This is a genomic window from uncultured Gimesia sp., assembly GCF_963972345.1.
Lineage (GTDB): Bacteria > Planctomycetota > Planctomycetia > Planctomycetales > Planctomycetaceae > Gimesia.
Genome location: NZ_CAXAVM010000054.1, coordinates 1 through 25959, shown reverse-complemented (window position 1 = coordinate 25959; position 25959 = coordinate 1). Strand labels below are relative to the sequence as shown.

The 25959-nt window shown below is 51.6% G+C and carries 21 protein-coding genes; 12 read left to right on the top strand and 9 right to left on the bottom strand.

Annotated elements, in window-relative coordinates:
- Positions 1-2340 carry a parallel beta-helix domain-containing protein gene (locus tag AACZ40_RS11430; RefSeq protein WP_291180150.1) on the top strand — a complete coding sequence of 780 codons (2340 nt, stop codon included), beginning with the start codon at positions 1-3 and terminating at the stop codon, positions 2338-2340.
- Positions 2341-2457: 117 nt separating this feature from the next.
- Here AACZ40_RS11430 and AACZ40_RS11425 read toward each other — a convergent pair whose 3' ends face one another.
- The 5 genes from AACZ40_RS11425 to AACZ40_RS11405 all read right to left on the bottom strand — a co-directional run bounded on the left by AACZ40_RS11425 (position 2458) and on the right by AACZ40_RS11405 (position 9162).
- Complete coding sequence (locus tag AACZ40_RS11425; protein ID WP_291180153.1) at positions 2458-3393, bottom strand: diguanylate cyclase; 936 nt, start codon at positions 3391-3393, stop codon at positions 2458-2460.
- Between the two features lie 244 nt (positions 3394-3637).
- Positions 3638-5044: a hypothetical protein gene (locus AACZ40_RS11420; protein WP_291180156.1), complete on the bottom strand. Its 1407-nt coding sequence runs from the start codon at positions 5042-5044 to the stop codon at positions 3638-3640.
- 54 nt (positions 5045-5098) lie between these two features.
- Positions 5099-7012: a 1-deoxy-D-xylulose-5-phosphate synthase gene (gene dxs / locus AACZ40_RS11415; RefSeq protein ID WP_291180159.1), complete on the bottom strand. Its 1914-nt coding sequence runs from the start codon at positions 7010-7012 to the stop codon at positions 5099-5101.
- Positions 7012-7908: a polyprenyl synthetase family protein gene (locus AACZ40_RS11410; RefSeq protein WP_291180161.1), complete on the bottom strand. Its 897-nt coding sequence runs from the start codon at positions 7906-7908 to the stop codon at positions 7012-7014. Before AACZ40_RS11410 ends, dxs begins: the two co-directional genes overlap by 1 nt.
- A 48-nt stretch (positions 7909-7956) precedes the next feature.
- Complete coding sequence (locus AACZ40_RS11405) at positions 7957-9162, bottom strand: M20/M25/M40 family metallo-hydrolase (protein WP_291180164.1); 1206 nt, start codon at positions 9160-9162, stop codon at positions 7957-7959.
- 343 nt (positions 9163-9505) lie between these two features.
- Between AACZ40_RS11405 and AACZ40_RS11400 the strand changes: the two genes are divergently transcribed.
- The 8 genes from AACZ40_RS11400 to AACZ40_RS11365 all read left to right on the top strand — a co-directional run bounded on the left by AACZ40_RS11400 (position 9506) and on the right by AACZ40_RS11365 (position 17285).
- A complete protein-coding gene (locus tag AACZ40_RS11400; protein WP_291180166.1) occupies positions 9506-10732 on the top strand; it encodes a hypothetical protein in 1227 nt (408 codons plus the stop codon).
- 375 nt (positions 10733-11107) lie between these two features.
- On the top strand, positions 11108-12337 hold the full coding sequence (locus AACZ40_RS11395) for a Glu/Leu/Phe/Val dehydrogenase dimerization domain-containing protein (RefSeq protein ID WP_291180169.1): 1230 nt from the start codon (positions 11108-11110) through the stop codon (positions 12335-12337).
- An 83-nt stretch (positions 12338-12420) separates the two neighbouring features.
- On the top strand, positions 12421-12945 hold the full coding sequence (locus tag AACZ40_RS11390; protein ID WP_291180172.1) for a cyclic nucleotide-binding domain-containing protein: 525 nt from the start codon (positions 12421-12423) through the stop codon (positions 12943-12945).
- Between the two features lie 228 nt (positions 12946-13173).
- Positions 13174-14439: a glutamate-5-semialdehyde dehydrogenase gene (locus AACZ40_RS11385; RefSeq protein ID WP_291180176.1), complete on the top strand. Its 1266-nt coding sequence runs from the start codon at positions 13174-13176 to the stop codon at positions 14437-14439.
- Between the two features lie 76 nt (positions 14440-14515).
- Positions 14516-15565 (top strand): flagellar motor switch protein FliM, encoded by a 1050-nt coding sequence (gene fliM / locus AACZ40_RS11380; RefSeq protein ID WP_291180179.1) that lies wholly within the window; start codon positions 14516-14518, stop codon positions 15563-15565.
- 427 nt (positions 15566-15992) lie between these two features.
- Complete coding sequence (gene rpmI, locus AACZ40_RS11375; RefSeq protein ID WP_145226605.1) at positions 15993-16193, top strand: 50S ribosomal protein L35; 201 nt, start codon at positions 15993-15995, stop codon at positions 16191-16193.
- A gap of 80 nt (positions 16194-16273) precedes the next feature.
- Positions 16274-16630: a 50S ribosomal protein L20 gene (gene rplT, locus AACZ40_RS11370; RefSeq protein ID WP_291180186.1), complete on the top strand. Its 357-nt coding sequence runs from the start codon at positions 16274-16276 to the stop codon at positions 16628-16630.
- A gap of 358 nt (positions 16631-16988) precedes the next feature.
- On the top strand, positions 16989-17285 hold the full coding sequence (locus tag AACZ40_RS11365) for a hypothetical protein (RefSeq protein WP_291180189.1): 297 nt from the start codon (positions 16989-16991) through the stop codon (positions 17283-17285).
- Positions 17286-17321: 36 nt separating this feature from the next.
- Here AACZ40_RS11365 and AACZ40_RS11360 read toward each other — a convergent pair whose 3' ends face one another.
- Positions 17322-17771 (bottom strand): hypothetical protein, encoded by a 450-nt coding sequence (locus AACZ40_RS11360; protein WP_291180192.1) that lies wholly within the window; start codon positions 17769-17771, stop codon positions 17322-17324.
- A 222-nt stretch (positions 17772-17993) separates the two neighbouring features.
- Positions 17994-19259 carry a PQQ-like beta-propeller repeat protein gene (locus tag AACZ40_RS11355; protein ID WP_291180195.1) on the bottom strand — a complete coding sequence of 422 codons (1266 nt, stop codon included), beginning with the start codon at positions 19257-19259 and terminating at the stop codon, positions 17994-17996.
- Positions 19260-19517: 258 nt separating this feature from the next.
- Between AACZ40_RS11355 and AACZ40_RS11350 the strand changes: the two genes are divergently transcribed.
- The 3 genes from AACZ40_RS11350 (at position 19518) to AACZ40_RS11340 (ending at position 23934) form a co-directional block, all read left to right on the top strand.
- Positions 19518-21530, top strand: coding sequence for a sigma 54-interacting transcriptional regulator (locus tag AACZ40_RS11350; protein WP_339674462.1), 2013 nt, complete (start codon positions 19518-19520; stop codon positions 21528-21530).
- 503 nt (positions 21531-22033) lie between these two features.
- The gene (locus AACZ40_RS11345) at positions 22034-22363 is read left to right on the top strand and encodes a hypothetical protein (protein WP_291180201.1); all 330 of its coding nucleotides are present in this window, start codon (positions 22034-22036) and stop codon (positions 22361-22363) included.
- A 1229-nt stretch (positions 22364-23592) separates the two neighbouring features.
- A complete protein-coding gene (locus AACZ40_RS11340; protein ID WP_291180207.1) occupies positions 23593-23934 on the top strand; it encodes a hypothetical protein in 342 nt (113 codons plus the stop codon).
- 211 nt (positions 23935-24145) lie between these two features.
- On the opposite strand, the gene greA is transcribed toward AACZ40_RS11340, so the two are convergent.
- Complete coding sequence (gene greA, locus AACZ40_RS11335) at positions 24146-24622, bottom strand: transcription elongation factor GreA (RefSeq protein ID WP_291180210.1); 477 nt, start codon at positions 24620-24622, stop codon at positions 24146-24148.
- Between the two features lie 133 nt (positions 24623-24755).
- On the bottom strand, positions 24756-25959 hold a 1204-nt coding region (locus AACZ40_RS11330), incomplete at its 5' end, for a Gfo/Idh/MocA family oxidoreductase (RefSeq protein ID WP_339674461.1).

Below are 25959 nucleotides of genomic sequence, written 5' to 3'. Positions count from 1 at the left end.
ATGGTGCTTAATCAACGGATGACATGTTGCCGGGCGATGATCCTGTCGCTGCTGGTCCTGGGAAGTGGTTTGCTGAGTGCTGCTGATGTGACAGGAGCCGAGAAAAAACAGCCACTCAAGCTGGAAGCATCCACGTATACTTTTTCACCCGGGCCAGACTTTCAGTTTGAATTTCAGTCGCGCCTGATTCAGGCGGTTCCCGGTGATGTGTTGATTCTTAAAGCAGGGCACTATGAATTGCAGTCTGGCTTAAACCTGGTGACCGATAATGTCACCATACGCGGGCAGGGGCATGAAAAAACGGTGCTCTCTTTCAAGAACCAGACAGATGGCAGTTTCGGACTGCTTGCCAGTGGAGATAACCTGGTTCTGGAAAATTTTGCCGTTGAAGATACCAGTCACAATGCCATCAAAGTATTAGGAGCAGAGAATGTCACCTTTCGCGGTGTCCGTACCGAGTGGACCGACGGGCCGAAAACGACGAATGGTGCTTACGGATTGTATCCGGTGCAATGCAAAAACGTATTGATCGAAAACTGTGTCGCCATTGGTGCTGCGGATGCGGGCATTTATGTCGGGCAGTCGACTGATGTCATTGTCCGCAACAGCCGCGCGGAAGCGAATGTTGCCGGTATTGAAATCGAAAATACCGTCAATGCCGACGTGTATGGGAACGTTGTGACGGGAAATACCGGCGGGTTGCTGGTCTTTGATCTGCCCGGACTGCCTCTGAAAAATGGGAGGCATGTCAGGCTGTTTCAAAATCGGATTTTCAAAAATAACCTCGCGAACTTTGCGCCCGAAGGAAATATGGTAGCCTCTGTCCCTGCCGGAACCGGGATTCTGGTGATGGCCACGGACGAAGTGGAAATCTTTGAGAATCTCATCAGGGATAATCGTTCGTTCAATGTGTCTGTCGTCAGTTTTCTGATCTTTGGTAAAAAGATGAAGGACCCAGACTATGATCCCTATCCGGAAGGCATTTTCATTCACGACAATCAGATACAGGGGGGAGGCCAGGATCCCGACGGGGAACTGGGGCTGCTTTTGAAATCAATGACAGGCACCACGTTACCCGAGATTGTTTACGATGGCGTGATTGATACTCGCAAGCTGGTCGATGGAAAGATGCCAGCTGAAAAGAGCCTGCGATTGGCTGATAACGGAGACATCCGATTTCTGAATATCGATTTCGGAAATCTGACACCAGCAAATATTGCGACCGGAAAATACAGGCCCGAGGCTGATATGTCGTCTTTTACCGGAAGGCTGCCAGCGCTGAAGCCGGTGGAACTCCAGCCTCATGGACAACCGGAGCCGAATAAAAACCGGTCATTACAGGTCTATTATGATGCCCCGGGTAAACTGTCGGAACTCGGTTTGTTCCAGGGAACGGGAGCGACACAGGAGCCTACCGATGACGTGATCCCCTACGATCTGCTGACAACGCTGTTTACCGATTACACCACCAAGCATCGTTTCGTACGTCTGCCGCAGGGAGAAAAAATCCGATTTCAGGAATCCGGTGTGCTGGAGTTTCCGACAGGCAGCATGTTAGTCAAAACGTTTTCTTATCTGAAGGATCAGCGTAATCCTGCTGCTGGTGAGCGACTGCTGGAAACTCGCGTGGAGTTTCTGAAAGAATCCGGCTGGTATGGATATTCCTACATCTGGAATGAAGAACAGACCGATGCCGCGCTCAGCCTGGGAGGCGGGGAAATTGATGTTTCCTGGATTCACTCTGATGGTCAGAAGCGATCGACGCGGCATCTGGTGCCCAATGCGAATCAATGCATCAGTTGCCACAGCCAGCATGACAAGTACGTGCCCATTGGTCCTGCCGCTGCGAATTTGAATCGTATGAATCACTATGCAGACGGGGAAGAAAATCAGTTAGCCTACCTGACGCGTAAAGGTCTGTTGCAGGGAACTCCCGGCTTGAACAAGATCAGCAAGCTCCCCGATTTTTCTGATCCTCATTCCGGTACGGTCGATCAACGGGCCCGTGCCTATCTGGCTGTCAACTGTGCCCACTGTCACAGCCCGGGCGGGAATGCCCGCACGACGGGGCTGGACTTGCGTTTTTCGCAACAGGATCCGGCCCGGTGGGGCGTCTGGAAAAATCCGGTGGCAGCAGGCAGAGGATCGGGAGGTCACAGTTATGACATTGTTCCCGGTGCCCCTGAGAAGTCGATCCTGATGCATCGTCTGCAGTCCAGTGATCTGGCAGCAAGGATGCCTAATATTGGAAATCGGGTCGTGCATCAGGAAGCAGTCGATCTGATCGGGCAGTGGATCAGTGAAATGCCAGTGGAACGATCCGACTCCGGTATGCCTTAGACTGTGTCCAGTTTTACTGTAGCGTCTCCAGGGGCATTTGAATCGAGTATAATAGATTGAGAGATGTTATGGTTAAATGTGATGCGCTCTAGAGTAAAGCCCGGCTGCAGATTCGGTTCAAATCGCCTGTTTGTGTTCGTAGGAGTGGCTGTCCTGAATGATTAACTGATTGCGTCCCTGTTTCTGGGATTGCATCAATGCATGTAAGCCACGCTCCAGAACCAGCTCGGCAGAATCGCCGGGTACACAGTTGAGATAAGCAAGACTCGCAGTCACGACTACTTCCGGGCTGTTGCTTTCCAGGCGGAAATGATGATGACGAATCGCTTCCCGAATCGTTTCTGCACAGTTCTGGCCGGCATCGACATCAACGCCAGGCAAGAGAATCGCCAGCGTGTCTGACTTCCAGAGACAGATGACATCTTCATCCCGTACATTGTGCATGATCAGGCGGGAAAAGGTTTTCATAAACTTGACAGGGGCCATGATCCCGAAGCGTTCTTTGAGCTGGTCGTGTTGATTCATCTGCACGAGTAACAGTCCGCTGTTGTTTTGCGTTGCAGTTCCTGTCAGCAGCATCATTTCCAGATTGGCTTCGAAAGCAGAAGAATCAGGCAGCTTGAGATGTGAGTGTTCCGGCTGGAATGCCCACTGTAACGCCGGAAACTCCTGCTGTTTCTTTTTTTCCTGTTTTGTGAGGGGCGGGGGCGCGTCCTGTTCTGCACTTTTTCGTTCCACCAGTCGATTGATCAGTGACAGCAGGCTGGTACGTTTGGAGTTCAGTTCCCGCGTCTGCTCACTGGTCAGGATGGTGCCTGGAAATTTTTCGAGCAGGGAGCAGGCAGTGCAGGCAGTATCGAGTGTTTCTCTGACGTGCTGATAACAGTTCTGAAGATGTTTCCGGGCACGGCGGAAGTTACGCGCCGGCGCACTCTTGCCGAGGAAATAGCCGGCAGTAAAGCCGAGTAAGACCGCAATCATCAATCCCACACCGAAACAGATGATTATTTCAGTGGGCAGAGTTGATAATGATGTTGATAGAACTGGCGTCATAATTCTCTTCCTGTCCGGGAAGGAAATTGTTTGAAATGCGACTGATCTGAAATGGGTTACCTGGAAAAATCAGGAAACTGCAAGCAGGTGACTGAAGTTTAGTGCGCATTTCGTGGTGAAGTGCAGGGCAATCCCTGATCTATCCCGAAACTCTGTGACCGATTGCAATGGTCGTGAGGATTATAATCCCGATGGGATCCGGCCCGGCTGCATCTCAAGTTCTGTCAGCAGAGAACCTGCTCGGCTATTTACGCTTGTTACCATCCAGGGGAGTTGCCTGGACGGGCGCTGGTTTGGGTTCGAGAAATTCCAGGCTCAGCACGATATCCGTGTCACGATTATCCAGTTCCTTGACCAGTTTCTCGTCTACGGTGAAGACAAACGAGATCTGTCTGCCGGAGGGGGCAGCGCACAGATAATAAATCCATTGAACAGGGATGTCGTTTGCTTTCCCGGCAACCGTGACGCGGTGGATGAAGCGTCCATCATCTGTCGAGAGGTTTTCTGCTTTGAGAATCTCGACAAGTTTGTCTCCCAGCGAAGTGCGGATATCCTGCTGGAACTGCTCTTCAGTGGTGTGTTCTCCCGCTTTCATGGTCGGGATTTTTGAGATATTGGCCTGTGAGACCAGGCTGCCTTTATCGAGCAGACGTAAGACGGCGACCTGCCCTGTCTGATGGAAGACATACCAGTCACGAGGCAGTAATAACCGGATGTCCCAGGGAGGTTCAAAGCTCAGGTATTTTGCTTCCGGGCTGGTCTCCAATGGAATGGATGCCAGGATTTCATCAGTTAACGGGCCGGGGGCCTTCGCAATGGAACGCGTCCAGTTGACGTCCGCGGTCACTTTCATCCCCGGGCTGATAGATCCGACCGAGCGTTTTTCCGTCTGCTGCAGTTCCAGTTGGCTGATGTAGTTGTGATCGAGGCGGAACTGCAGTTTGCCTTTGACTGTAATCTCAGTTTGCGCACCAACGGTCGCGCCTTCAATACTGCCTTTGAAACTGATCGTGGCCAGTTGATCTTCCACGGAATCCAGTTGGCAGGTTAATTCGGATTTCAGGACCGCTTCCAGTCCGGTCAGTGACTGCAGAACCCAGCGGTCCGGAGTCCAGACTTCTCCCACTTCAACATCCGACTGGGGTAACAATGCCAGGACTGGCAGACTGTCTCCGGGCGAGTTAAGCAGTTCCACTTCGGAGGGCTGGAGATGGCTGTGGGGGGCATGCAGGGAGAGGCCTTCCAGTGTGCCTTCGGCGACGATGAGTCGATGCTTGTCACTGCCGCGGGCATAGGTTTTCTGGCCTTGAACGTCAATGGTGGCTGTGGCTGCTTCATAATAACGGAGTGAGCGAAATGCTTCTGCATCGCGTCCGGTTCCGGGCAGTCGTCGTTCGAGGTATTGAAATTTTCCATCGACGTCGAGTGCCAGCGAGCGGGCCTGTCCGGTTTTGATCGCCGTTTCCAACTGTCCCTTGACCCGGACGGTGGAATTCACGTTGAAAGTACGCGCGTCCTGAACGGGTTCTCTGAATTCATAAGTTTCCGCGAGAGCGGGGGGTGTCGCAGACGCTGACAGAACAAGGCTGACCAGCGCCAGGCAGAGAAAACCGGGAATCCGTACATCAGAAACAGAACTCAGTGAAAACATGCGGAAGACTCCGTAAATCAAGCGTCCATACAGATTGGAGAATGCGAGACGTAACTAATCGTTGATTGCCACTTTGGTCTGCTGTGCCAGTTCACGGGCCGTTGCGGTGATTCCAGCAACGTCCAGTCCCAGGTCAGCCAGTAATTCCTTGCGGTTTCCATGTTCGATGAACCGATCCGGGATCCCAAGTCGTTTGAGGTGACTGGTGTTTAATCCCGCATCATTTGCCGACTCGAGTACGGCAGAACCGAAACCGCCACAAAGTGTACCTTCTTCAATGGTAATCACAAAGCCCGATTCCTGCAGGGCCTGATGGATGACCTCCGTATCGAGTGGCTTGGAGAAGCGGGCGTTGATGACACCCACATCGAGTCCTTCTTCACGCAGTTTTTCCGCAGCCTGAATACAACTGGTGAACAGCGATCCAAATGCGATAAGCATGCCGTCTTTGCCCCAGATATAAACTTCGGATTTGCCCAGTTCCACCGGGGCGACTTGACGTTCGACCGAATCCGCGGCTGCTTTGGGGTAGCGGATGGCCGTCGGTCCATCGTGCTGCAGTGAAAATTCGAGCATGGGTTCGACATCCAGTGCATCGCCGGGAGACATGTTGACGATGTTCGGAAAGCACCGCATGTAGGCATTATCGAAGGCACCATGATGGGTAGGACCATCTTCTCCGGCGATTCCGGCGCGGTCCATGCAGAACGTAACGGGCAGGTTCTGCAACGCGACTTCCTGGAAAATGTGGTCGAAGCTTCGCTGCAGAAAAGTACTGTAGATATCGACAATGGGCCGCAGACCTGCTTTGGCCATCCCGCCTGCAAAGGCGACGGCATGGGCTTCACAGATCCCGGTATCAAAGAAGCGATCGGGAAAGCCGTCACGTACTTTTCCAAGCTTATTTCCCGCGCACATCGCTGCAGTGAGCACGACGACCCGTTCGTTGTCGGTCATTGCCTGGAAAATGGAACTGCTGACGACATCGGTAAAAGCTTTGGGAGAACTGCTGCCCGGCTTTTCCACAGGCACGATTTCGTTTTCTTCGTTTCTCTGGAAGGGAGCAGGGGCGTGAAATGAAACAGGATCATTGGTCGCCGGTTCAAAACCGTGTCCTTTTTCTGTTAATACATGCAGCAGGACCGGACCTTTGATGTTTTTGATCATCTTCAGATAACCGGTCAACGATTCAATATCATGGCCATCCACGGGGCCGATATAGCGGAAGCCCATCTCTTCAAACAGCATGCCTCCATGCAGGAAACCTTTGACTGCTTCTTTGAAACTGCCCAGGGTATTTTCCATGGACTCGCCTACCACGGGGAGTTTATTCAGGAGCCAGGAGACGTCGCGCTTCAGGCCATTATAAAAGGGAGCCACGCGTGCTTTATCGAGATACCTGGCCAGCCCGCCCACGCGGGGACAGATTCCCATTTTGTTATCGTTGAGAATGACGAGTACATCCTGGTCCATGCCCGCAGCGTTATTCATGGCTTCAAAAACGACGCCTGAGGGGAGCGCTCCATCACCGATGACTGCGACTGACTTACGGTTTGATTCTCCCAGCAAATCGTCGCCGGCTTTGAGCCCGAGGACCGTGGAGACGCTGGCGCCTGCGTGCCCCGTCATGAACAGGTCGTAGTCACTCTCTTCCGGATTGGGGTAGCCCATCAGGCCGCCTTTGCGGCGGATGGTCGAAATTTCGGAGTAGCGTCCCGTCAGTAATTTGTGTGGGTAAATCTGATGCCCGGTATCCCAGATGAGTCGATCCCGGGAGAAGTCGTAGGACATATGCAGGGCGATGCAGAGTTCTACCACTCCCAGATTACTCGCGAAATGTGCCGAGCGGTCCTCCACCACGGTACACAAAACTTCACGAATTTCGGCAGCCAGCGTTTCGAGTTCAGTCCCGGATAAAGTTTGCATATCAAGTGGCGACTTGATCCGTGGTAGAATTTCGATGTTCATCAGTGGTCTCGTTCTAATATAAAGTGGGCCAGTTCTTCCAATCGTTGGCCGTGGCTCCCAAGTGGGGCGATCGAGAGGCACGCTTCTTCAATTAAATTTTGAGAGCGTCGTCGACTTTCTTCAACGCCAATCAGGGATGGGTAGGTTAATTTACCGTGTTCGGCGTCTTTTCGCACGCCTTTTCCCATTTTTTCTTCATCACCGGTTAAATCAAGGAGGTCATCGGTTATTTGAAATGCCAAACCTATGCAGGTGCCGTATCTTTCCAGGCTTTTCAGTGTTTCCGAATCTGCTCCGCCGATGCGGGCTCCCATGGTGAGTGCACTGCAGATCAGGCGACCTGTCTTACGTTTATGAATGGCTTCCAGAATTTCGAGTGTGGGATTGTCGAGATGCTCTGATTCCAGATCAGCGACCTGTCCGCCGACCATTCCCACAGCGCCGGCGGCATTCGCCAGGTCGGCACAACATGCTGCTGCACAGGACTTTATATCAATCTCGTTTGCCAGCAGTTCAAAAGCACGCGTTAACAGGGCATCGCCGGCGAGGATTGCATTTGCTTCGCCAAATTTGATGTGACTGGTGGGTAATCCGCGACGTAGTGCATCGTCGTCCATGGCCGGCAGATCATCATGGATGAGGGAGTAGGTATGGACCATTTCGATGGCACAGGCAGCCGGGAAAGCGGTTTTCAGATCACCACCGCAGGCTTCACAGCTGAGTAGTACCAGAATCGGCCGCAATCGTTTTCCGCCTGCGGAGAGGCTGTAAGACATTGCCTGTTTGAGAATCGGCGGGCAGTCAGCTGAGTGATCGAGGGCCTCTTCCAACTGGCGATTGACCAGCGTCTGCAGGTGACTCCACATATCTTTGAAGGGCAGGGATGGGTCGCTCATTCAATCAGGATCTTTGACTGTTGTTTCGTGTAATTCGAGTGAGTATTTTCAGGCGGACTCTGTCGCCGTGGCCAGTAGCAGTCCAATCTGACAGGCCTTGAGATATTCATCAATCATCAGGGTTTCGCTGGTAGTGTGAATGTCCTGTTGGCCACATCCCAGTGTGACTGCAGGGTAACCATGCGCGGTCATCCAGTTGGCATCCAGACCGCCGTTGGCGATGGTCAGTTCCGGCTGTCCCCCCTGTTTTTCAATGGCAAGTCGCGCTGTCTGTACCGCGGGTTCCTCTTCGGGCAGGCGGAAGGATTCGTATTTCAAATAGGATTCGAAAGTTACGCTGCCCTGTTGTCCCAGGCTGTTTTTCACTGATTTAGCCGCTTTCAGGAATGCCTTTTTGTATTCATCCAGTATTTTCTGTCGAAAGCGGGGGTTGTGGCTGCGGGCTTCCGCTTTGATGGTCAGTTCGGGCATGACCACATTGGTTGCTGCGCCCCCCGCAATGACGCCGACATTACTGGACCCCGTGTTCTTCCCTTTGATCACCAGCCCGTGCCAGCCATTGCTGTAGAGGTCATCGATGGCGCGGGATGCGATCACGGCGGCACTGACACCACATTCTGGATGAGCACCGGCGTGACTGGCGATGCCTTGAATCTGGATCAGCATGCCGGAATCACCGGTTGCTCCGATGCAGAGCATATCCGACATTTTACCATCCCAGTTGAAGCACATCCTGGGTTTTCTCAGTTTGCTGGCCGTCAGCAGGCGAACGCCGACCAGGCCGATTTCTTCCTGAACCATCCAGCAGAAGGTAAGTGGCGGATGGGGGAGTTTCTGTTCAAGGATCGTAAGCAGTGCGTTGAGGATGACACTGCAGCCCGCCCGGTCATCCGCGCCAAGTGCAGTCAGATCGCTTCTGGAATGAATCAGATCCCCTTTTTTGACCGGTTCTGCACCGACACACAGGGGCACGGTATCCATGTGGGCCATCAGCAGACGTCGTGGTCCCCGCATGGTGCCGGGTAACTTGACGATCATATTTCCCGTCTGCCCGCCGATGGGACTTTTTTTATGGGCAGTATCGAACTGGATCATTGTTTCGGAGAGCCCTGCATTGAGCAGGCGGCTTTTAATTTCCGCGGCGATCAGTCCCTCTTCGCCACTTTTGCCGGGGATCGCCATAAGCTCGGTGACGAGCTGTAAGGCTTTTTTAGGATTGACTTTAATAGCAGTCTCCAGGGAATTGTTACTCATAAGAATGGATCACCGGCTGAGAATAAATGAGACACTCGATTGACAGCATCCTGTTTCGAATGATGCAAGTTAGGCTTTCACAAGAGTTTTTTCAATGCGGCTGAGACTGAACTTCTGAGATCAGTCCACGTGGTGATACAGACTCATATTGCTGTAATTGCTGATCAAAATTAGAATCCCCGCTGATTTGTCGATAAATAGCTGCAATTGGCTTTTCTTAAGTCACTTCGTATTTATCCAGAAGAACAGTCGCATTTCCAGAGTTGATTCCCTGATTGATGACAGGGGACAACGCATTCGTTAAGTAGAACCAGCTTAAAATCTTAACATCGGTTTCTGATAATTGAAGATCATTCGCTCACCTCTGCGCTGGCTTAAGCATATTACGCTTGCTCTGATCACTCTCATCCTGTTAGCGGTGGGGAGCGAGGTCGCGCTGCGCGTTGCCGAATATCGAGATCAGGATTCGGTCAGCAGTTATGATGCCGAGGGCTTTCTGATCCCCTCTGATGTGAACTATCACCGCATCCGACCTATGCAGCAGGTCTCCCGCAAACATCCTGATACGGGGGAAACGATTCAGTTTTCGATCAACAGTATGGGGCTCAGGGGGGCTGAACCGGCTGTCCCCAAGCCGGCGGGGGTTTTCCGGATTCTCTGCCTGGGCGGAGAGACGGTGCTGGCGGCGGAGATGGCAGACGAGGATACCTTCTGCTCGCGCCTGGAAATGCTGTTGCAGAAGCAGACCGAACTGAAGGTGGAAGTGATTAATGCCGGCGTGCCTGACTCCAGTCCCCTGATGTCGTATCTGCATTTAAGACATTCCTTGCTGGGTCTGCAGCCTGACCTGATACTATTTCATTTTGACATGTCCGATGTTGCCGACGACCACGCGTTGCGGCGCTACACGCAGATCAGTGATGCCGGAGTTCCGTTGTGTGCAATGCATCCCCTGTTTGAAAAGATGCATGAACCGGAGCGGCTGGAGAGTCAGTTCTTTGTCTATCGGTACTCACTCCGCTGGCTGGGCGATTACTGGGTGGAAAATCAACCTGCAGGACTGGATCGCGATATTGATACACCCCAGGGAAAATATCTGTGGCTGGAAGATCACCCGCCTGACTGGTCAGTTTATGTCCGGCAGACTCTGGAACCGATTCAAAACATTCAACAGATTGCACAAGGGACCTACTCGCGATTTATCATGGCATCTTATCCCAAGCCCTGGCAGGTCTCTGAGTCAGCCATGAATGGAAAACATGCCAGGGTTCAACTGGGAGTTCGTGAAGGAGTGGCGTATGGCAGCCGTTTTCCTTTTGAACTGCTGGAGACTTATTCCCGACAGATCAATCTTTCTTTCTGTGATACCTCACCGACTTTTCAGGCTATCCAGAACCCGGATCGATACTATCTACAGAATGTGCCCCAGTTTTCGCGGGAAGGGCATGCGCTATATGCCCGTGAACTGGCTCTGTATATTCTCAAAGAGATTCCCGGCATCTGGTCGCGCGAAGTACCTTCACAGTCGGAACCACCGGCAGATCGACAGGCACTGGTTCCCCTACGATAAAGAAGAAATCCGGTTCTCATGCCGGGTTATGAGGGATGTATAAATTTTTAGTAGCAATGAAGTAGCAACGAAACAGTATTTGCAGTGACCTTTAATTCAAGCAGGAATCTTTCGCGGAGTTCAAATCTGAGGGAAAACTCTGATTTCGGTTGGGAAGTGTGGATTCCCTGATTTTCAAAGACTTTAAGTCAAAACGTGGCCTATTCTTTGATGTATGAAGAAATCTTAATCTTTTGACCACGCACTACGCTTTCACAATGAATTGAAAATCAGGAACGAATCCTCTGGAATTTTGATTTCAGATGACTACGCTTCCTACCAGTCAGTTTTCTGGTTTTTTCAGATATCGCTCACGTAGAGACAGGACAGGATGTAATGAGTTCTTACGAAACCGCATGTCGTTATTTTGACCAGGCTTCACGCCAGGTCGGTTTATCAAAAAATATGCAGGATCTTCTGCGAACCCCGGAGCGCGAAGTCAAAGTGGAAGTCGCCATCGAACGGGATAACGGTGAGATTGCAACCTACATCGGCTATCGAGTGCAACATGACAGTTCGCGGGGACCGATGAAAGGGGGGCTGCGTTTTCACCCCGAAGTCAACGGAGATGAAGTACTGGCGCTGGCCACGTTGATGACCTGGAAAACGGCTCTGGTAAATATTCCTTATGGTGGAGCCAAGGGGGGGATTTCCGTAGATACGAGTCAGCTGTCCCAAGGAGAACTGGAACGGGTGACCCGTAAATTCATCGATAAGATTTATGACGTGATCGGGCCTTTGAAAGATATTCCGGCACCCGATATGGGGACCAATGCCCAGGTGATGGCATGGATTATGAATCAGTATGAAAAGTACCGGGGCTTCAATCCGGCGTGTGTCACCGGTAAACCGCTGGAACTGCACGGCGCTGACGGGCGGGAAGAGGCAACCGGTCGAGGGGTGGCGATGATCACCCGCGATACATTGGAGCATATGAAAATTGACATGACGGGAGTCACGGTTGCGATCCAGGGATTCGGGAATGTGGGCAGCTATACGGCGCATTTCCTGGATGAGTTTGGAGCGAAAATCGTAGCTGTTTCTGATGCCAGTGGTGGAATTTACAATGCGAATGGGATTAATATTCCCAAGCTGATCGAATACACTAAGGATACGGGAGCCGTCAAAGGGTTTCCGGAAACGGAAGCCCTGTCGAACGAGGAACTGCTCACATCGAACGTGACTGTATTGATTCCTGCCGCTTTAGGGGGAGTCTTGACCAAAGACATTGCCAAAGAAGTTAAAGCGAGATGCATTATTGAGGCGGCCAACAATCCGACTGTCCCCGAAGCCGACGAAATATTCGAGAAAAACGGGATCATCGTGGTACCCGATATTCTGGCAAACGCCGGGGGCGTTACGGTCAGTTACTTTGAATGGGTTCAGAATCGGCAGCATTTCAGCTGGGAAAAATCCCGCGTTCGCTCTGAGTTAGACCGTATTATGAATGACAGTTTTAAACTGGTCTGGAAGATTGCCACTGATAAAAAAGTGTCTCTGCGCGTCGCCGCCTATATACTGGGGATTGGACGGGTAGGGCGTGCCACCGTGCTGGGAGGCATCTGAAATCCCGCCTTCACTTTCGTTAAGTTCAACTTGAACACAAAATAATAAACTATTTCTAAACTGGCGCTTACGAGGTAAAACATATGATATCCACAGAGGAACTGATCAATGATTGCGTGCTGTTTCAGTCTGTAACACCGGCTGAGATGGAAGAATTGCTCTATTGCTCTGAAACCGAGGAGTTTTCCGAAGGATCCCGCATTCTGGATGAAGGGAATTCCACACGCTATCTCTGGATTATTAAGAGTGGTTCCTGTGAAGTACGTAAAAAACTGGCCAATGGAAGCGAGCAGACTCTGGCGACTTTAAGCCCACTGTCTGTTTTCGGCGAAATGTCATTTTTCAAGCCGGCCCCTCACTCCGCGAGTGTCGTGGCGATTTCTGATGTGGAAGTCGTGCGAATTCCCGGTCGTGAATTCGATCAGATGTTGAAAGCAGGGGCCAAAGGCGCTCAGAAGGTCGTATTCAATACCGTACGGATCATGTCAGACCGCTTGCGGATGATGGATAAATGGTCAGCGGAAATGGCAGAGAGCTGCGGTTCCCGCACCAGAAATGCAGAATGGCACGACTTTCGGTCGAAACTATATTCAGACTGGAAGTTTTAGTCTCAAATCACGCCAGAATCGCCGTTTGTGATCCCCCGTTGACACATTTCGACGGATATTTGATACTCCGGTCTGTTGAACAGAATCAATCAGGCAATTAGTCTGCTGTGATCTGGTGCGCACCTTCCCCCTGCGTTGGGTGTCCTGACCAGAGAAGGATGCGTGAGGTACGTACCAGGATGGTCAATCAACACATCTACCATCTGCCCGTAATTGATTAAGAGTAACATGACTGAATTAGACCTGGCGCAATATACAGAGCAATTGGCCTCGCAGGCGCGAGACGCCTCACGGAAACTGGTTTCCGCGAATGGGAATCAGAAAAATGCCTGGCTGCGCCGCATGATCGAGTTGATTCGGGAGCGAACCCCCGATCTGCTGGAAGCAAACGCCGTCGATCTGAAGCAGGCGCCCGAGTATGGTCTGACGGAAGCTTCGATTGATCGTCTGCGACTGACCGAGACCCGCCTCCAGGGGATTATCACGGCGCTGGAAGAAATCATCGCACTGCCGAATCCGATTGGCGAAGTCATTGACAGCAATATTCGTCCCAATGGCCTGCTGGTCACTCGCGTGCGGGTCCCCCTGGGAGTTGTGTTCTTCATTTATGAGTCACGACCTAATGTGACCATCGATGCGGCTGCCTTGTGTGTGAAAAGTGGAAACGCCGTGATCTTAAGGGGCGGTAAAGAAGCATTTCACAGCAATATCGCTTTCTATAAACTGCTGCAGGAGGGCCTGCGTGATGTCGGGCTACCTGAGCAAGCAGTACAACTGGTTGAGACCACAGATCGCGAAGCGGTGGGACATTTTCTGAAGCTGAGCGAATACATCGATGTCACGATTCCCCGTGGGGGAAAAGGGCTGATCGAGCGCGTGGCCCGCGATGCGACGATGCCGGTCATCAAGCATTTTGATGGTGTGTGCCATGTATATCTCGACAGAACCGCTGATCCGGAACTGGCAGAGTCCATTACGGTCAACAGTAAATGTCAGCGTCCCGGTGTGTGTAATGCGGCTGAATGTCTGCTGGTGCACGTGGATGTCGCTGAAACGATTTATCCACGGGTAGCAGAGGCACTGAAAGCGCAGGGGGTCGAACTGCGCTGCTGTCCGCGTTCGCTGGAACTGACAGCCGGGGCAAAAGCAGCGACTGAAGAAGATTATGGCACGGAATACGGAGCAAAAATTATCTCTGTCAAAATTGTGAATGACATGGATGAAGCGATCCGGCATATTCATCAATATGGATCGGGGCATACAGAGTCGATTGTCACAACAGAACTGGCGGCGTCTGAGAAATTCACGACACAGGTCGATTCGGCGGCAGTCATTGTGAATGCCAGCACGCGATTTAATGATGGTGGCGAATTTGGACTGGGGGCGGAAATCGGAATCAGTACCGATAAATTTCACGCACGCGGACCATGTGGATTAAACGAATTGACCAGTTATAAATATGTGGCCCATGGAGCAGGGCAGATTCGCGAGTAGCAGTTAGATCAATAATTGAAATCCGGCCGCGGGCAAGGCTGCTCGCGAAGGGGGGCCATTTTCAGGGAGGCCAGGGATGGCAGACGTACTCAGTCAAAATGAAGTCGAGTCGCTCTTATCGGCGTTAGATCCCTCTGCGAACAGCGGCGGTGGATCGAGCCGTCCTGCGACGCGAAATACGGATTTCAATTCCCAGATCAGTATTTATGACTTCAAACGTCCCGAACGTGTCAGTAAAGAGCAAATGCGTGCCTTTCGCGCGCTGCACGAAAGTTTCAGTCGTGAATTCGGCGCTGCCCTCAGCGGGATGTTGCGCTCCATTATTGAAGTGAAGCTGATCAGTGTCGACCAGTTGACTTACAGCGAATTTGTATTCAGTCTGGAAAACCCGACCTGTTTTAACCTGCTGGAATCAGAAACACTCGATGGACACATCATTCTGGATATCAGCCCGTCGATCATCTTTCCGATCATTGATCGGTTGCTGGGCGGGGATGGGCATTCGCATGGTGCGTACCCGAATCGGGCGTTGACCGAAATTGAAATCCGACTGGTTTCCCGGATTACCGGACTGGCGATCGAAGGGATCGAATCGGCGTGGAGTAACCTGTGCGACTGGAAACTGCGGGTCTCCCAGGTCGAAAGCAATCCCCAACTGGTGCAGATTGTGCCTCCCAACGAAGTGATCGTACTGATTTCTTTCGAAGTCACGATGGGGGAGACACGCGGGATTATCAACCTTTGTATCCCTTTTAATACGATTGAGCCACTATCGAACAAGCTGACCTCCGATACCTGGTCTGCCTACAAGAAAAAGACTCCGGATTTGAGACAGCAGCTGAATCTGGAAGCCAGTGTTTCCAAATCGAAAATCGCGATGCGAGTCGAACTGGACAACAGTAAACTGACGGCACGCGAAATTCTGAATCTGGCGGTAGGCGATGTGATCATGTGCAACAAGGGAAGTGCGCAGAGCCTGACCGTTGAGCTGGAAGGCTCCCCGGTCTTTACAGCGTTCCCGGGAGTATATAAAGGGCATAAAGCCATCAGTATTGAGAAAATGCTGGCAATTCCCAAAGATGTGATTGAAGAGCGTCTGAAAAATTCTGAAGCTGCACAAGCTTAAGGTCAGTCTGTTTCAGAAACATCTCAGGCTGTACTTCTGAGAGGGATTGCAGTAAACTTGGTGTATCTCAGGGCATCTGAGCGATTTTCAGTGCCTTGGATTTCCTGTTTGCTGAAACGATCACCGGTCAGTAGACCGGGAAAAGTGGATTTTTAGTCAATCCGTCATTTTTTCTACGAAGTCACGGTGTTTTTAGCCTCGTTTCGGTGGAAAAAGTAACGTGAGGCTGATTATACTGCCCGATCAACCTCCCAGTTGAAGATCGGTCTATACTGTTATGATGGACGGACGTGATCTTTCTGGTTGAGGAATCTGCGTCAGTGAATGCAGAATGTGTAGAGAATATGACTCAGGATTGATGACTGGATCTCTGTTTTCTCAGAGGCAGTACGTGTCTCTGAAACGTTTACGAAGATAGAAAAATATAATGCCTAAGCAAAAGACACATAAAGGAATTAAGAAGCGATTTAAAATTACCGCTTCTGGTAAAGCCAAGCACAGGAAAGCGTTTCGCGGTCACATTCTCAGTAAAAAGAGCCCCAAGCGAAAAATCAGACTTCGCGGTGATGGTATTGTGACAGGCGCTGAAGCAAAGCTGATTGTGAATGCCCTGCGTCCCAGTTCATAACTTTGCCGGGATTCCCGGCTGTCTGAGCCGGGGTCTGTGCTGACAGAATCAAAATTTAACATCACAGTTGGAAAGTAATAATGCGAGTTCGAAAAGGTGCAGCTCGACGTCGAGCCAAGAAAAGACTGTTCAAAGAAGCCCGGGGTAATTATGGCGGCCGCAGTAAACTGCTGCGAACTGTCAAAGAAACCCTGATTCGCGCCCGTGTTTACGCATACCGTGACCGCCGCGTGCGTAAACGTGAATTTCGTGCTTTGTGGGTGACTCGAATCACTGCTGCCTGCCGTGCACGGGGAACGAATTACTCCCAGTTCATCAATGGTTTGAGTAAAGCTGGAATTTCACTGAACCGCAAATCACTCAGTGAACTGGCCATTTACCAGCCACAGATCTTTGACGAAATTGTGAAGGCTGCCAAAGCCGCTTTAGCTGCATAATTCCAGGTTGCATTACCTGCTGAGTCAAATGACAAAAATCAGCCGGGTCTGTTCGATGAAGCAGCCCCGGCTTTTTTACGTACCGCTCTCACATTTGATGGTGCGTGGAACCTGACGACGATTTCCCAAATTGCAGTACGCCTGAATTCAAGGATCTGTTATATTGCCTGACGAACCTGTACAGGTAGAGTCAGGTTCTCTATCAAAAATGATTCCCTCTCAGGGAGGACGGGATTAGATGCAGGCAGGCGTGGAGTCAGATCGGGGGAACAGGCGCAGGCCCTGCCGGGGTATTGTGACGTGGCTTTGTCTGTTCTGTTTCTTGAATCTGACAGCCTGCACGGGCCTCAGGTCGGTCGTGCCCGCCCCTCTGGTCTTCGAAGAACAGTCGACAAAAATTCTGGAGATCGCCCCACTGGGCACTCCCAAAGAACAGGCGATCCGGCAGTTAAACGATGCCGGAATCTCAGGTGATTTTTCCTCCAGTCCTTCGATCTACTATTGCGATCTCTGGCAGCGGGAAGATGGCACTCAGTGGCATTTAAATGTCGCACTGCTGTTCAAGGAAGATGGAACGCTCTATAAAACGCGACCGGCCCAGGCTGACATCAGCTGGGAGCAGGAAGCGTCCGCGACAGAGCAGACAGCGCCCTGAAGCGTTCTCCATGCTTCTGACAAGTAACCTGCCAGGTCATTGATCGACCGGGTCTGCGGGTTTCTCGAGCAACTGAATGTGTCCCTGGCAGAATTTGCAGGCTGCGACTGTTCCCAGGTATTTGTGGGCAATCCGCAGTTCTTTGCGACAGTGCGGGCAATTGGTGTAAAATCCCTGAGAGATCGCTTTGCTGGCATCAATTTTCAAGGCAAACGGCGCCTGGCAGAATTTGCAGGAGACCTGCTTGCCCAGATATTTTTTATGGACGCGTAATTCTTTCCGACAGTCAGGGCACTGGAAAAAGTACCCGACCGGAAACGCATCACAGCAGACCGCCAGTTCTTTTAACGGGTGGAAAGCGGGGATTTCGACTGTGTCATGCTCCAGGTCATCATTGAGCAGTTCACGGCAGGTTTGACAGTGTACCAGATTTGCAGGCATGTCCTCCCCACATTGCGGGCAGGGGCCACCGGGCCAGGCGGGCATAATAAATCCTTGTTATTCAATCAATCAGTCAGTTTTCAGGTTACTGAAGTTTTGAGATGGCCCGTATCTCAGTGGAAGTGTTACTTTGATGTCATCAATACCGTAGAGATCACATCGTGGATGTGCTTTATTCTATTGAACTGTCGATAGCCGGATTATAGCAAACTCACAGGCAGAATGAATCAAATTTTGCCACGTTCAGGAGACATTCCCGGCAGAAGCTCATTTCTGAGGTTGCAGACAGTACAGATGCTTGAAGGTTCTCAGAAACATCTGGCCGTTGGCAACCACCACCGTCGCGTGGCTGGGATCTCCCAGTTTGACTTTTCCGTGTGACTTGAACTGGGGTGAGGCTTCGAGCAGGGCAAGATCACCATTTTCATTGATGCAGTACAGGACGCCGTTGATGCAGACCGGTGAGCTGCTGAAGTCTCCGTCAACGCGTTCGGTCCAGACGTTTTTCTGAGTTGCCAGATCCACGCAGCTGACGACGCCGGCATCTCCCCAGAGGTAGAGATGACCTTCGTAAACAACGGGAGTCGGAACGTAAGGAAGTTTGGTAGATCGCTGATATTTGATGTGGGTTTCTTTGATGTTCCCGGAGCCGGTGGGATCGACGCCGTACAGCAGCTTACCTCTGCCACCGCCGCCGCAAGTGGCGAAAATCAGCCCTTCGCCGTAAACGGGTGAGGAAACCGTTCGCTGGGGAAATTCTCCAGTGGTCCAGTTCACTTTGCCTGTTTCGGGATCTAGGCTGCTCACGCCGGTTGCGCCACTGACACAGATCAGCTGCGGTCCGGTATTGGGATGGTTGATAATGATGGGGGTCGCGTAGGAAGTTCTCCGAACCGCCCGCTCTGCCTGCCAGACCGTTTCGCCCGTCTTTTTATTGAACGCGGTGACGAAGCTGGGACCCATCTGATCGTTGGTGGCGATCACGAGATTTTTGTAGATGATGGGAGAGCTGCCATGCCCGTGCTGGCTGTTAAAGGCTCCCAGGTTGCGTTCCCAGATTTTGTTGCCTTCCAGATCGTAGGCAATCAGCAGGTAGGATTCTTCGTCTGCAAATTCGACATAGACATGTTCGCCATCAGTGGCAGGGGTGCTGGAGGCCCAGCTGCCCTTGCGATGCTTATGGCTCTTTTTCAGTTTGGTTTCCCGTCGCCATTTTTCTTTCCCGGTTTTGGGGTCGATGCAGAACAGGTACCGGGTTTCACCTTCGTCGATTGCCGAAGTGACGAACAGGTTGTCTCCCCAGACCGAGGGGGAAGAGTGTCCTATTCCCGGCAGTTCCCTATGCCAGGCGTAGTCTTTCTCTGTCCACTCCAGGGGGAAGCCCTTTTCGTCGGAAATGCCAGAGCCGTCAGCGCCCCGAAAGCGGGGCCAGTTTTCGGCCTGCAGAGAGCTCAGCAGGGTAAAAGAGCAGCATACGATCAGCATGATCCGCAGGGTCTGGGTAAAACAGCGGTTGGAAAGTAGTCTGTTCATGGGAGATTCTCATTTGAGGCAGGAGGTAATTCAGATTTCACACAATAAGCTTGACGAATTTTATGTTCTGGTGCAAGTTAATTGAATATAATAAATGTCCGGGCTATCGTAAGTAAATAGGGCGTACTGATTTCGGCAATGTTTGCGGGGCGGGTGCCTGTTGGCTCTTACAAGAGGGATCACGTTCGCTGTTTCTCAGGCAGTGGAACGAGTCCTGTGTCATCATACATGCATAATTCTGAAAAGAAAAACTCAAACGTGACTTCCTCTGTAGCGTATCTGATTATTCAGGAACTGGAAGAGCGGGGAAAGGTGTATCGCCTGGTAGATCGCCAGGTGACGACGATTGGTCGCGCGCCAACGAACCGGATTGTGCTTGATGATGAGGTCTGCAGCCGCAACCATTGTGAGATTTTCTACAGTGACTCGGCCTGGTATATCCGCGATCTGGGCAGCCGCAACGGGACCCTGGTGCAGGGAATTGCCATCAGTCAGGATTATGAACTCCAGGAAGGGGATGTCGTCGAGATTGGCGATAGTCAGGCGATCTTTACGTTTGATGTTTCCCGTTTTTCCTCGCGTCCCACGTCAGATGGTTCCAGTGCGGAGCTGGAGAGTGCGACCATGGGGGCAGGGCATCAGTCCAGCTGGGACGAGTTTAATGTCCCCGAGATCATCCAGCGTAAGAGCCATACGCGTTTTCACACGCCGCCACCTGTTTCTCATTCAGACCGGGATCGGGATCGAACCAGCCGTGAGCTGGGGCGACTGTATCGCCTGGCGCTGGATATGGGCAATGTCCAGTCCGAACTGGAACTCTCGCAGATTGTCTTAAACGGACTGTTTGAGGGGACCAGTGCCGACATTGGAGCCATTTTATATTTTGATTCAACGCAGCAGCACCAGCCACTCAAGCCTGAACACCTGAAGGTCATCGCTTTTCAATCGGTCGATGAACTACCTTACCAGAAGCCGTCTCAATTACTGTCCGAAATGGTATTTGACGAGGGGGATGCGATCCTGGCTCACAATATCGCCGATGACAGCAAGCTGTCGACGCGGGACAGCCTGGGGAAGATCCATGCCCAGAGCGTCATCTGTGCGCCGCTGCGAAACAAACGGGGAGTTGCGGGGATGATTCACCTGTATTCAACCAATCCTGATAATCCACTCGATTCGGATGATCTGGAGTTCACGCTGGCTCTCGCGGATCAACTGGCGATCTCGTTACAGAACCTGAGTGAGAAGCTGCGTCTCTCGGACGGTCTGGCGCGGATGGAGGGCGAGAATAAAGCCCTGCGGGAGCAGCTCGAGCTGGAGAGCGAACTGGTGGGGAAAAGCCCCAGCATGATCGCGATGAAGGAGCAGATCCTGCGGATCGCGCCGACCGATGCGAGTGTGTTGATTCGTGGTGAAAGCGGGGTCGGGAAAGAGCTGGTAGCCCGGGCCATTCATTTCAACAGCCAGCGAAAGAAGCAGCCCTTCGTCTGTATGAATTGTGCGGCCCTGAGCGAAGGCCTGCTGGAGAGTGAACTGTTCGGCCATGAAAAGGGCGCCTTTACGGGTGCGACCGGTCAGAAGCCCGGAAAATTCGAACAGGCACACAAGGGGACCCTGTTTCTGGATGAAGTCGGGGAAATGTCTCTGGCTGTGCAGGCAAAGTTCCTGCGTGTGCTGGAAGGTCATGCTTTCGAGCGAGTAGGGGGCAGTGTATCGATCAATGTTGATGTGAGAGTGGTGGCTGCGACAAACCGGGATATGGAGAAAGCAGTCGCCAAAGGGATTTTCAGGCAGGATCTTTATTTTCGACTGCATGTCGTGGAGGTCAGTGTTGACCCGCTGCGCGTGCGTACTGATGACATCCTGTTGCTGGCTGATTATTTCCTGAATCGCTTTGTGGTCAAAACAGGGCGTCCCATACGTGGGTTTACAGAGGAAGCCAGGGAACTGCTGGAAGCGTATCACTGGCCGGGCAATGTCCGGGAACTGCAGAATACGATCGAACGGGCTTTCATATTGTGTACCGGCGATATTCTGGATGCCTCGGATATTCAACTGTCCGCAGTGGGAATGGAAAGCGATCCGCAAAATGTACTGCCTGTGTCTCATGCCCGTTTCCGTGAAGTCTCGCTGGAGATGGTGGAGCAGGAACATATCCTGGCAGTGCTGGATAATACCAACTGGAATAAGTCGCGATCGGCGCAGATACTGGGCATCGAACGCTCCACTCTGGATCGGAAATTGAAACGTTATGGCATCAATCGACCCTGAGTTGTGAACGAGTGCTACTGTTGTATGTTGTCACCATGTGGTTTTGATTCATCAAAATTTCTGCAGATTCAGCCGAAACAGACGAGAAAATCTGATTCTCAGGGGACTGTTGCCTGCTGAGGGATTCGATTTCAGAGTAGTTTGCAAAAATGTGAAAAATCTTGTTGACATTTTACCATAAAAACTCAAGAATTGTCCTAGAAACAGGGGATACTTATTGGGTGTCCTCTCTTGCGGTTTTCAACTGCAGCCAAAAAATTCGGGATGTTTTTTAACCACCAATTTAGAAGAGTTTCCCACCTGAAAAAACTTCCCACACCCTTGGAGGGTGTTGCTTTCAATCTCCCAAATAACGCAATGGATGCGTACGCTACGAGCGATTGAATTTCTCGGTTTGGTAGAGATGACTGATTGTTTTGTTCCACGTAGAAGGTTTGTCCACTCATATGGTATGGGTGGAGATTCTGGACTTTTGTAATTGTTGTTGGAGAAAGAAGAAGAGAATGTCGGCATTTTTGATGGGTACGGATGACGTTGAGACTCTTTCATACGAACTTGAAGATGATCAGTCATTGGTCAGCTACGAAGATGGTGATTACCAGGATTTTTCTGGTGAAGATGGGTATGATCCCAACTTCGATGCCCTGTTCGGTGAAGAAGAGTACCGGGAAATGGGCATTAACCCGGACGAAGCAACACAGGCGAAGCCTGGTTCAGAACAGAAAGTTCTGATGCTGGCTGCACGCTATGCTGCTGGTCTGCCACTCTGGAATAACAGTGATTGTTATGATCACGGTCCAGGGGAAAACCTGCTGCAGGGACTTCTTGCTTAAAATCATCGATTTCGCAGCGTCTTTTTTCACAACGCGAATCGTAATGTTCACGATAGAAAAGGGTCTTCAGTCAATTGGCTGAAGACCCTTTCCTTGCGCTGAGACAGACGACTTGTCTCGTATCCCTGCTATTAACAGTTGGATGGATGACGTGACACAGAAGGTGATGAGGTGTGTCCTCTTGCTCTTTGCTGCAATCGCTCTTGAGGCGGTTCAGCAGTATCGGGTCGCCATCGTCGCCTGCCGCTTCCAGAGGGGCTGTTGGACGTGAAGGTGGTCTTCTCTGCGAATCAGAAGCGCTCTGGTGTGTTCTTTTCGCCTGCCGGGAACTCACCAGGTACCGCCTCTGTTGAACTGAATCGGTTTATAGACACCGAAGTCAGCCTCAGAACCGGGCTCTGGTCACTGGCTGGGACGCTTTCCGTTCCGGTAGTGGAGGGGAAGCTGCCAACTGTCGTGTTGGTACACGGCATCGACCCACACAAGATCGGAAAGAAATGATTGGGCTTCCTCAGCCATTTCTGATCCTGCAGGGGCAGCGGGATTATCAGTCGGCGATGGACGACTTCGCGAAGTGAAAACAGGCTTTTAGGCTGGGGCAGTTTTTCGGTAGTCTCTTCAGGGCTGTTTGGGCCGAGTATCATAGATTGAAAGACGCTTCGGTTCATTGTGATGGGCTCTGCAAAACCGGAAGCCAGGTTGTCAGGTTCGAGGCCCGCCCTGAATCGAATCGCCCGTTGCTGGCAGGTGAGGAGCCGGGGGCTGCCGCGGATTACATGATTCCAGGCAATGTGGCAAAGAGGGTGGTTTAGGGCGTCACGGGTTGGCTCTCCGCTCAGAAGTAATTCATCCATCAACGTTTCCGCTGAAGAGTCCTTCTGTCAGTCACTTCGTTCTCGCCCCTGGTGGCAGGGTGACTCGCTTGTGTGTGAGAGTGGCAGCGGGCTTACGCACACTTTTTGAGCATCCCTGAGAGCACCCGCAAAAAAACGACGCACACAGAAACTTCATGTTGGAACCTTGTTTATTTGCAGCCAGTTAAGATTCGGTTCAAAGTTGATTTAACTAAGTCTTGAGCATTGAAACAGATACACTTCTCGCGTATACACTCTCAGTGGATTGCGAATGCTGTTTTTTGGGAACAGTTTTCATTTCGGCACATGATTCGCGACTGTTCTGAAAACAGTACAAAACAAAGCCGACACACTTTTTTAAGTTGGATGATTGCAATGTCTTTGCAAATTTTACAAAAGCCTCAGCGTCCCGTTGCAGAAGAAACAATCACAGTAGAACCGCGTTTTGAGCGTGTGGAAAATCAGCCGGAACGGGAAGTTTCCCGGCAGCTGACTGCAGCCTGGGATTCCTGTCCTGCTCCTGCGAAGCTGGAATCAGAGATTCATTCTGGCACACATCATCAGGTTCAGAATGTCAAAGTCCGTTGTGACCATGCAGGGATCACGGTCTACGGCGTCAGCTCCAGCTACTATCTGAAGCAACTGGTCACGCAAACCGTGCAGACGTTTGCACCCTCGATTCCCCTGATGAATCGAGTGCTGGTTCAGGCCAAATAATCTGTAGCCGGTTGAGAATCGCATCTGCGAGGCACGTGGGCCTCTGGTTGTGGGAAACTGAGATGCTCTCAATCTGCAACCCTGATACAGCATGGCCAGTACAACCCGGGATGTCTGACGACTTTTCTCTTCTGTCTGGAATCAAACCATATAAAAAAGCGGCGTGAGTCATATCTCACGCCGCTTTTTATGTTTTCTGTGCCGGATGAACTCAGTCTTCAATTTCCAGGACTTCAAACCGGAGCGTCCCTGAAGGGACTTCCACTTCGACCTTGTCTCCGACTTTTCTGTTGAGCAGGCCTTCTGCGAGCGGGCTGGACGTGAGAATCTTCATGACTTCACCCAGATAGTCTTCTTCACCCGGCCCCACGAATTCGTATTTCTCATCCAGTCCGTCATCCAGGTTCTTTACGGTGACGATCGAGCCGAATGTGACGACTCCTTTGGGCATCGTGGATTTGTCGGCGATATAGCAGTTGGCCAGTTTGGATTTCAGCTGATTGATCTTCGCCTGGGTCATGCCCTGTGCTTCACGCTGGGCATGGTATTCGGTATTTTCTTTCAAATCACCTTCTGCACGGGCATCTGCGATTTTTTCCGCGATCTCAGGCATGACGTCGCTTTCGAGATGTCGAATTTCTTCGCGCAGCTTATCATAACCTTCTTGTGTGATTGGATGACGGTCCATCTTTTTGACTCCCGATTCGTGCTATCTTCAGTTTTGTTGTTCATTATATAGCAAAAACGGGCGACGCGGAGTGCCACCCGTTTTTGCAAAGACTTGTTATACAGGCATTATAACAGAAAACCTGCCTGAAATGCTATGCTATTTCAACCCATTGCTTGTCTTTCGCGCTTTGCAGCACGGCGTCACAGACCTTCTGTGTTTCCAGGGCCGCCCGGAAGTCGGGCTGGGTGGGTTTGCCGTTATCCAGACCCTGGAAGAAGTCAGCCAGGGCATTCGTGAAGGTGTGTTCGTATCCGATGGTACAGCCGGGAACCCACCAGTGATCCATGTAGGGATGTTCGAAGTTGGTTACGTGAATCCGTCGCCAGCCGGTCACATGGTCTTCCACCTTCTTCCCGGTGGTTGGATTGGCATATTCGAAGTACTGCAGGATCTGTGGATCTTCCAGATCGAAGTAGACGGAGCCATCTTCGCCGTTCAGTTCGAACGTGTTGAAATTCTTGCGTCCGCGGGCGTAACGGGAACTTTCGAAGGTTCCCATCGAGCCATTGGCGAAGCGGGCCAGGAACATGCAGGCATCATCTATTTCAACTTTCGTCTTTTCGCCGGTTTCCTGATGAATGCGTTCTTTGATGAAGGTTTCCGTAGCAGCGGAGACCGAAGTGATCGGCCCGTTGAGCCAGATGGCTGAATCTATGGAGTGGGCCAGCAGGTCGCCAGTTACGCCGCTGCCGGCGACTTTTGCATCCAGTCGCCAGAGTGTGGCCCCCCCCTGGGGAACGTCTTCGGCGATGGTCCAGTCCTGCAGGTACTGCGCCCGATAATGGAAGGGCCGCCCGATGCGTTTTTCGTCGACGAGCTGCTTTGCCAGTGTAATCGCAGGGACACGACGGTAATTAAACCAGACCATGTTCGCGACGCCCGCTTTTTCGATGGCGTCTGTCATCGCGACTGCTTCTGCAGTGTTCATGGCCAGCGGTTTTTCACAGAGTACCATTTTACCGGCTTCTGCTGCCGCGATGGCAATGTCGTGATGCGAGTTATTGGGGGTGGTGATGTCGATCAGGTCGATGTCATCACGTTCGATCAGCTTGCGCCAATCGGTTTCGTAGGACTCCCAGCCCCAGTTGTCAGCGAAGTCTTTGATCTTGTCTTCGCTGCGGGCACAGCAGGCCTGCAGGACAGGCGTGTGTTCGATGTCAAAAAATTTACCGACTTGTCTATAAGCATTGGAGTGGGTACGTCCCATGAATCCGTAGCCGATCAGGCCGACGCGTACGGGTTTGCTCATTGGTGTGACTCCTTCAATATGAAAATACAGGTTGAGATTGAAATAA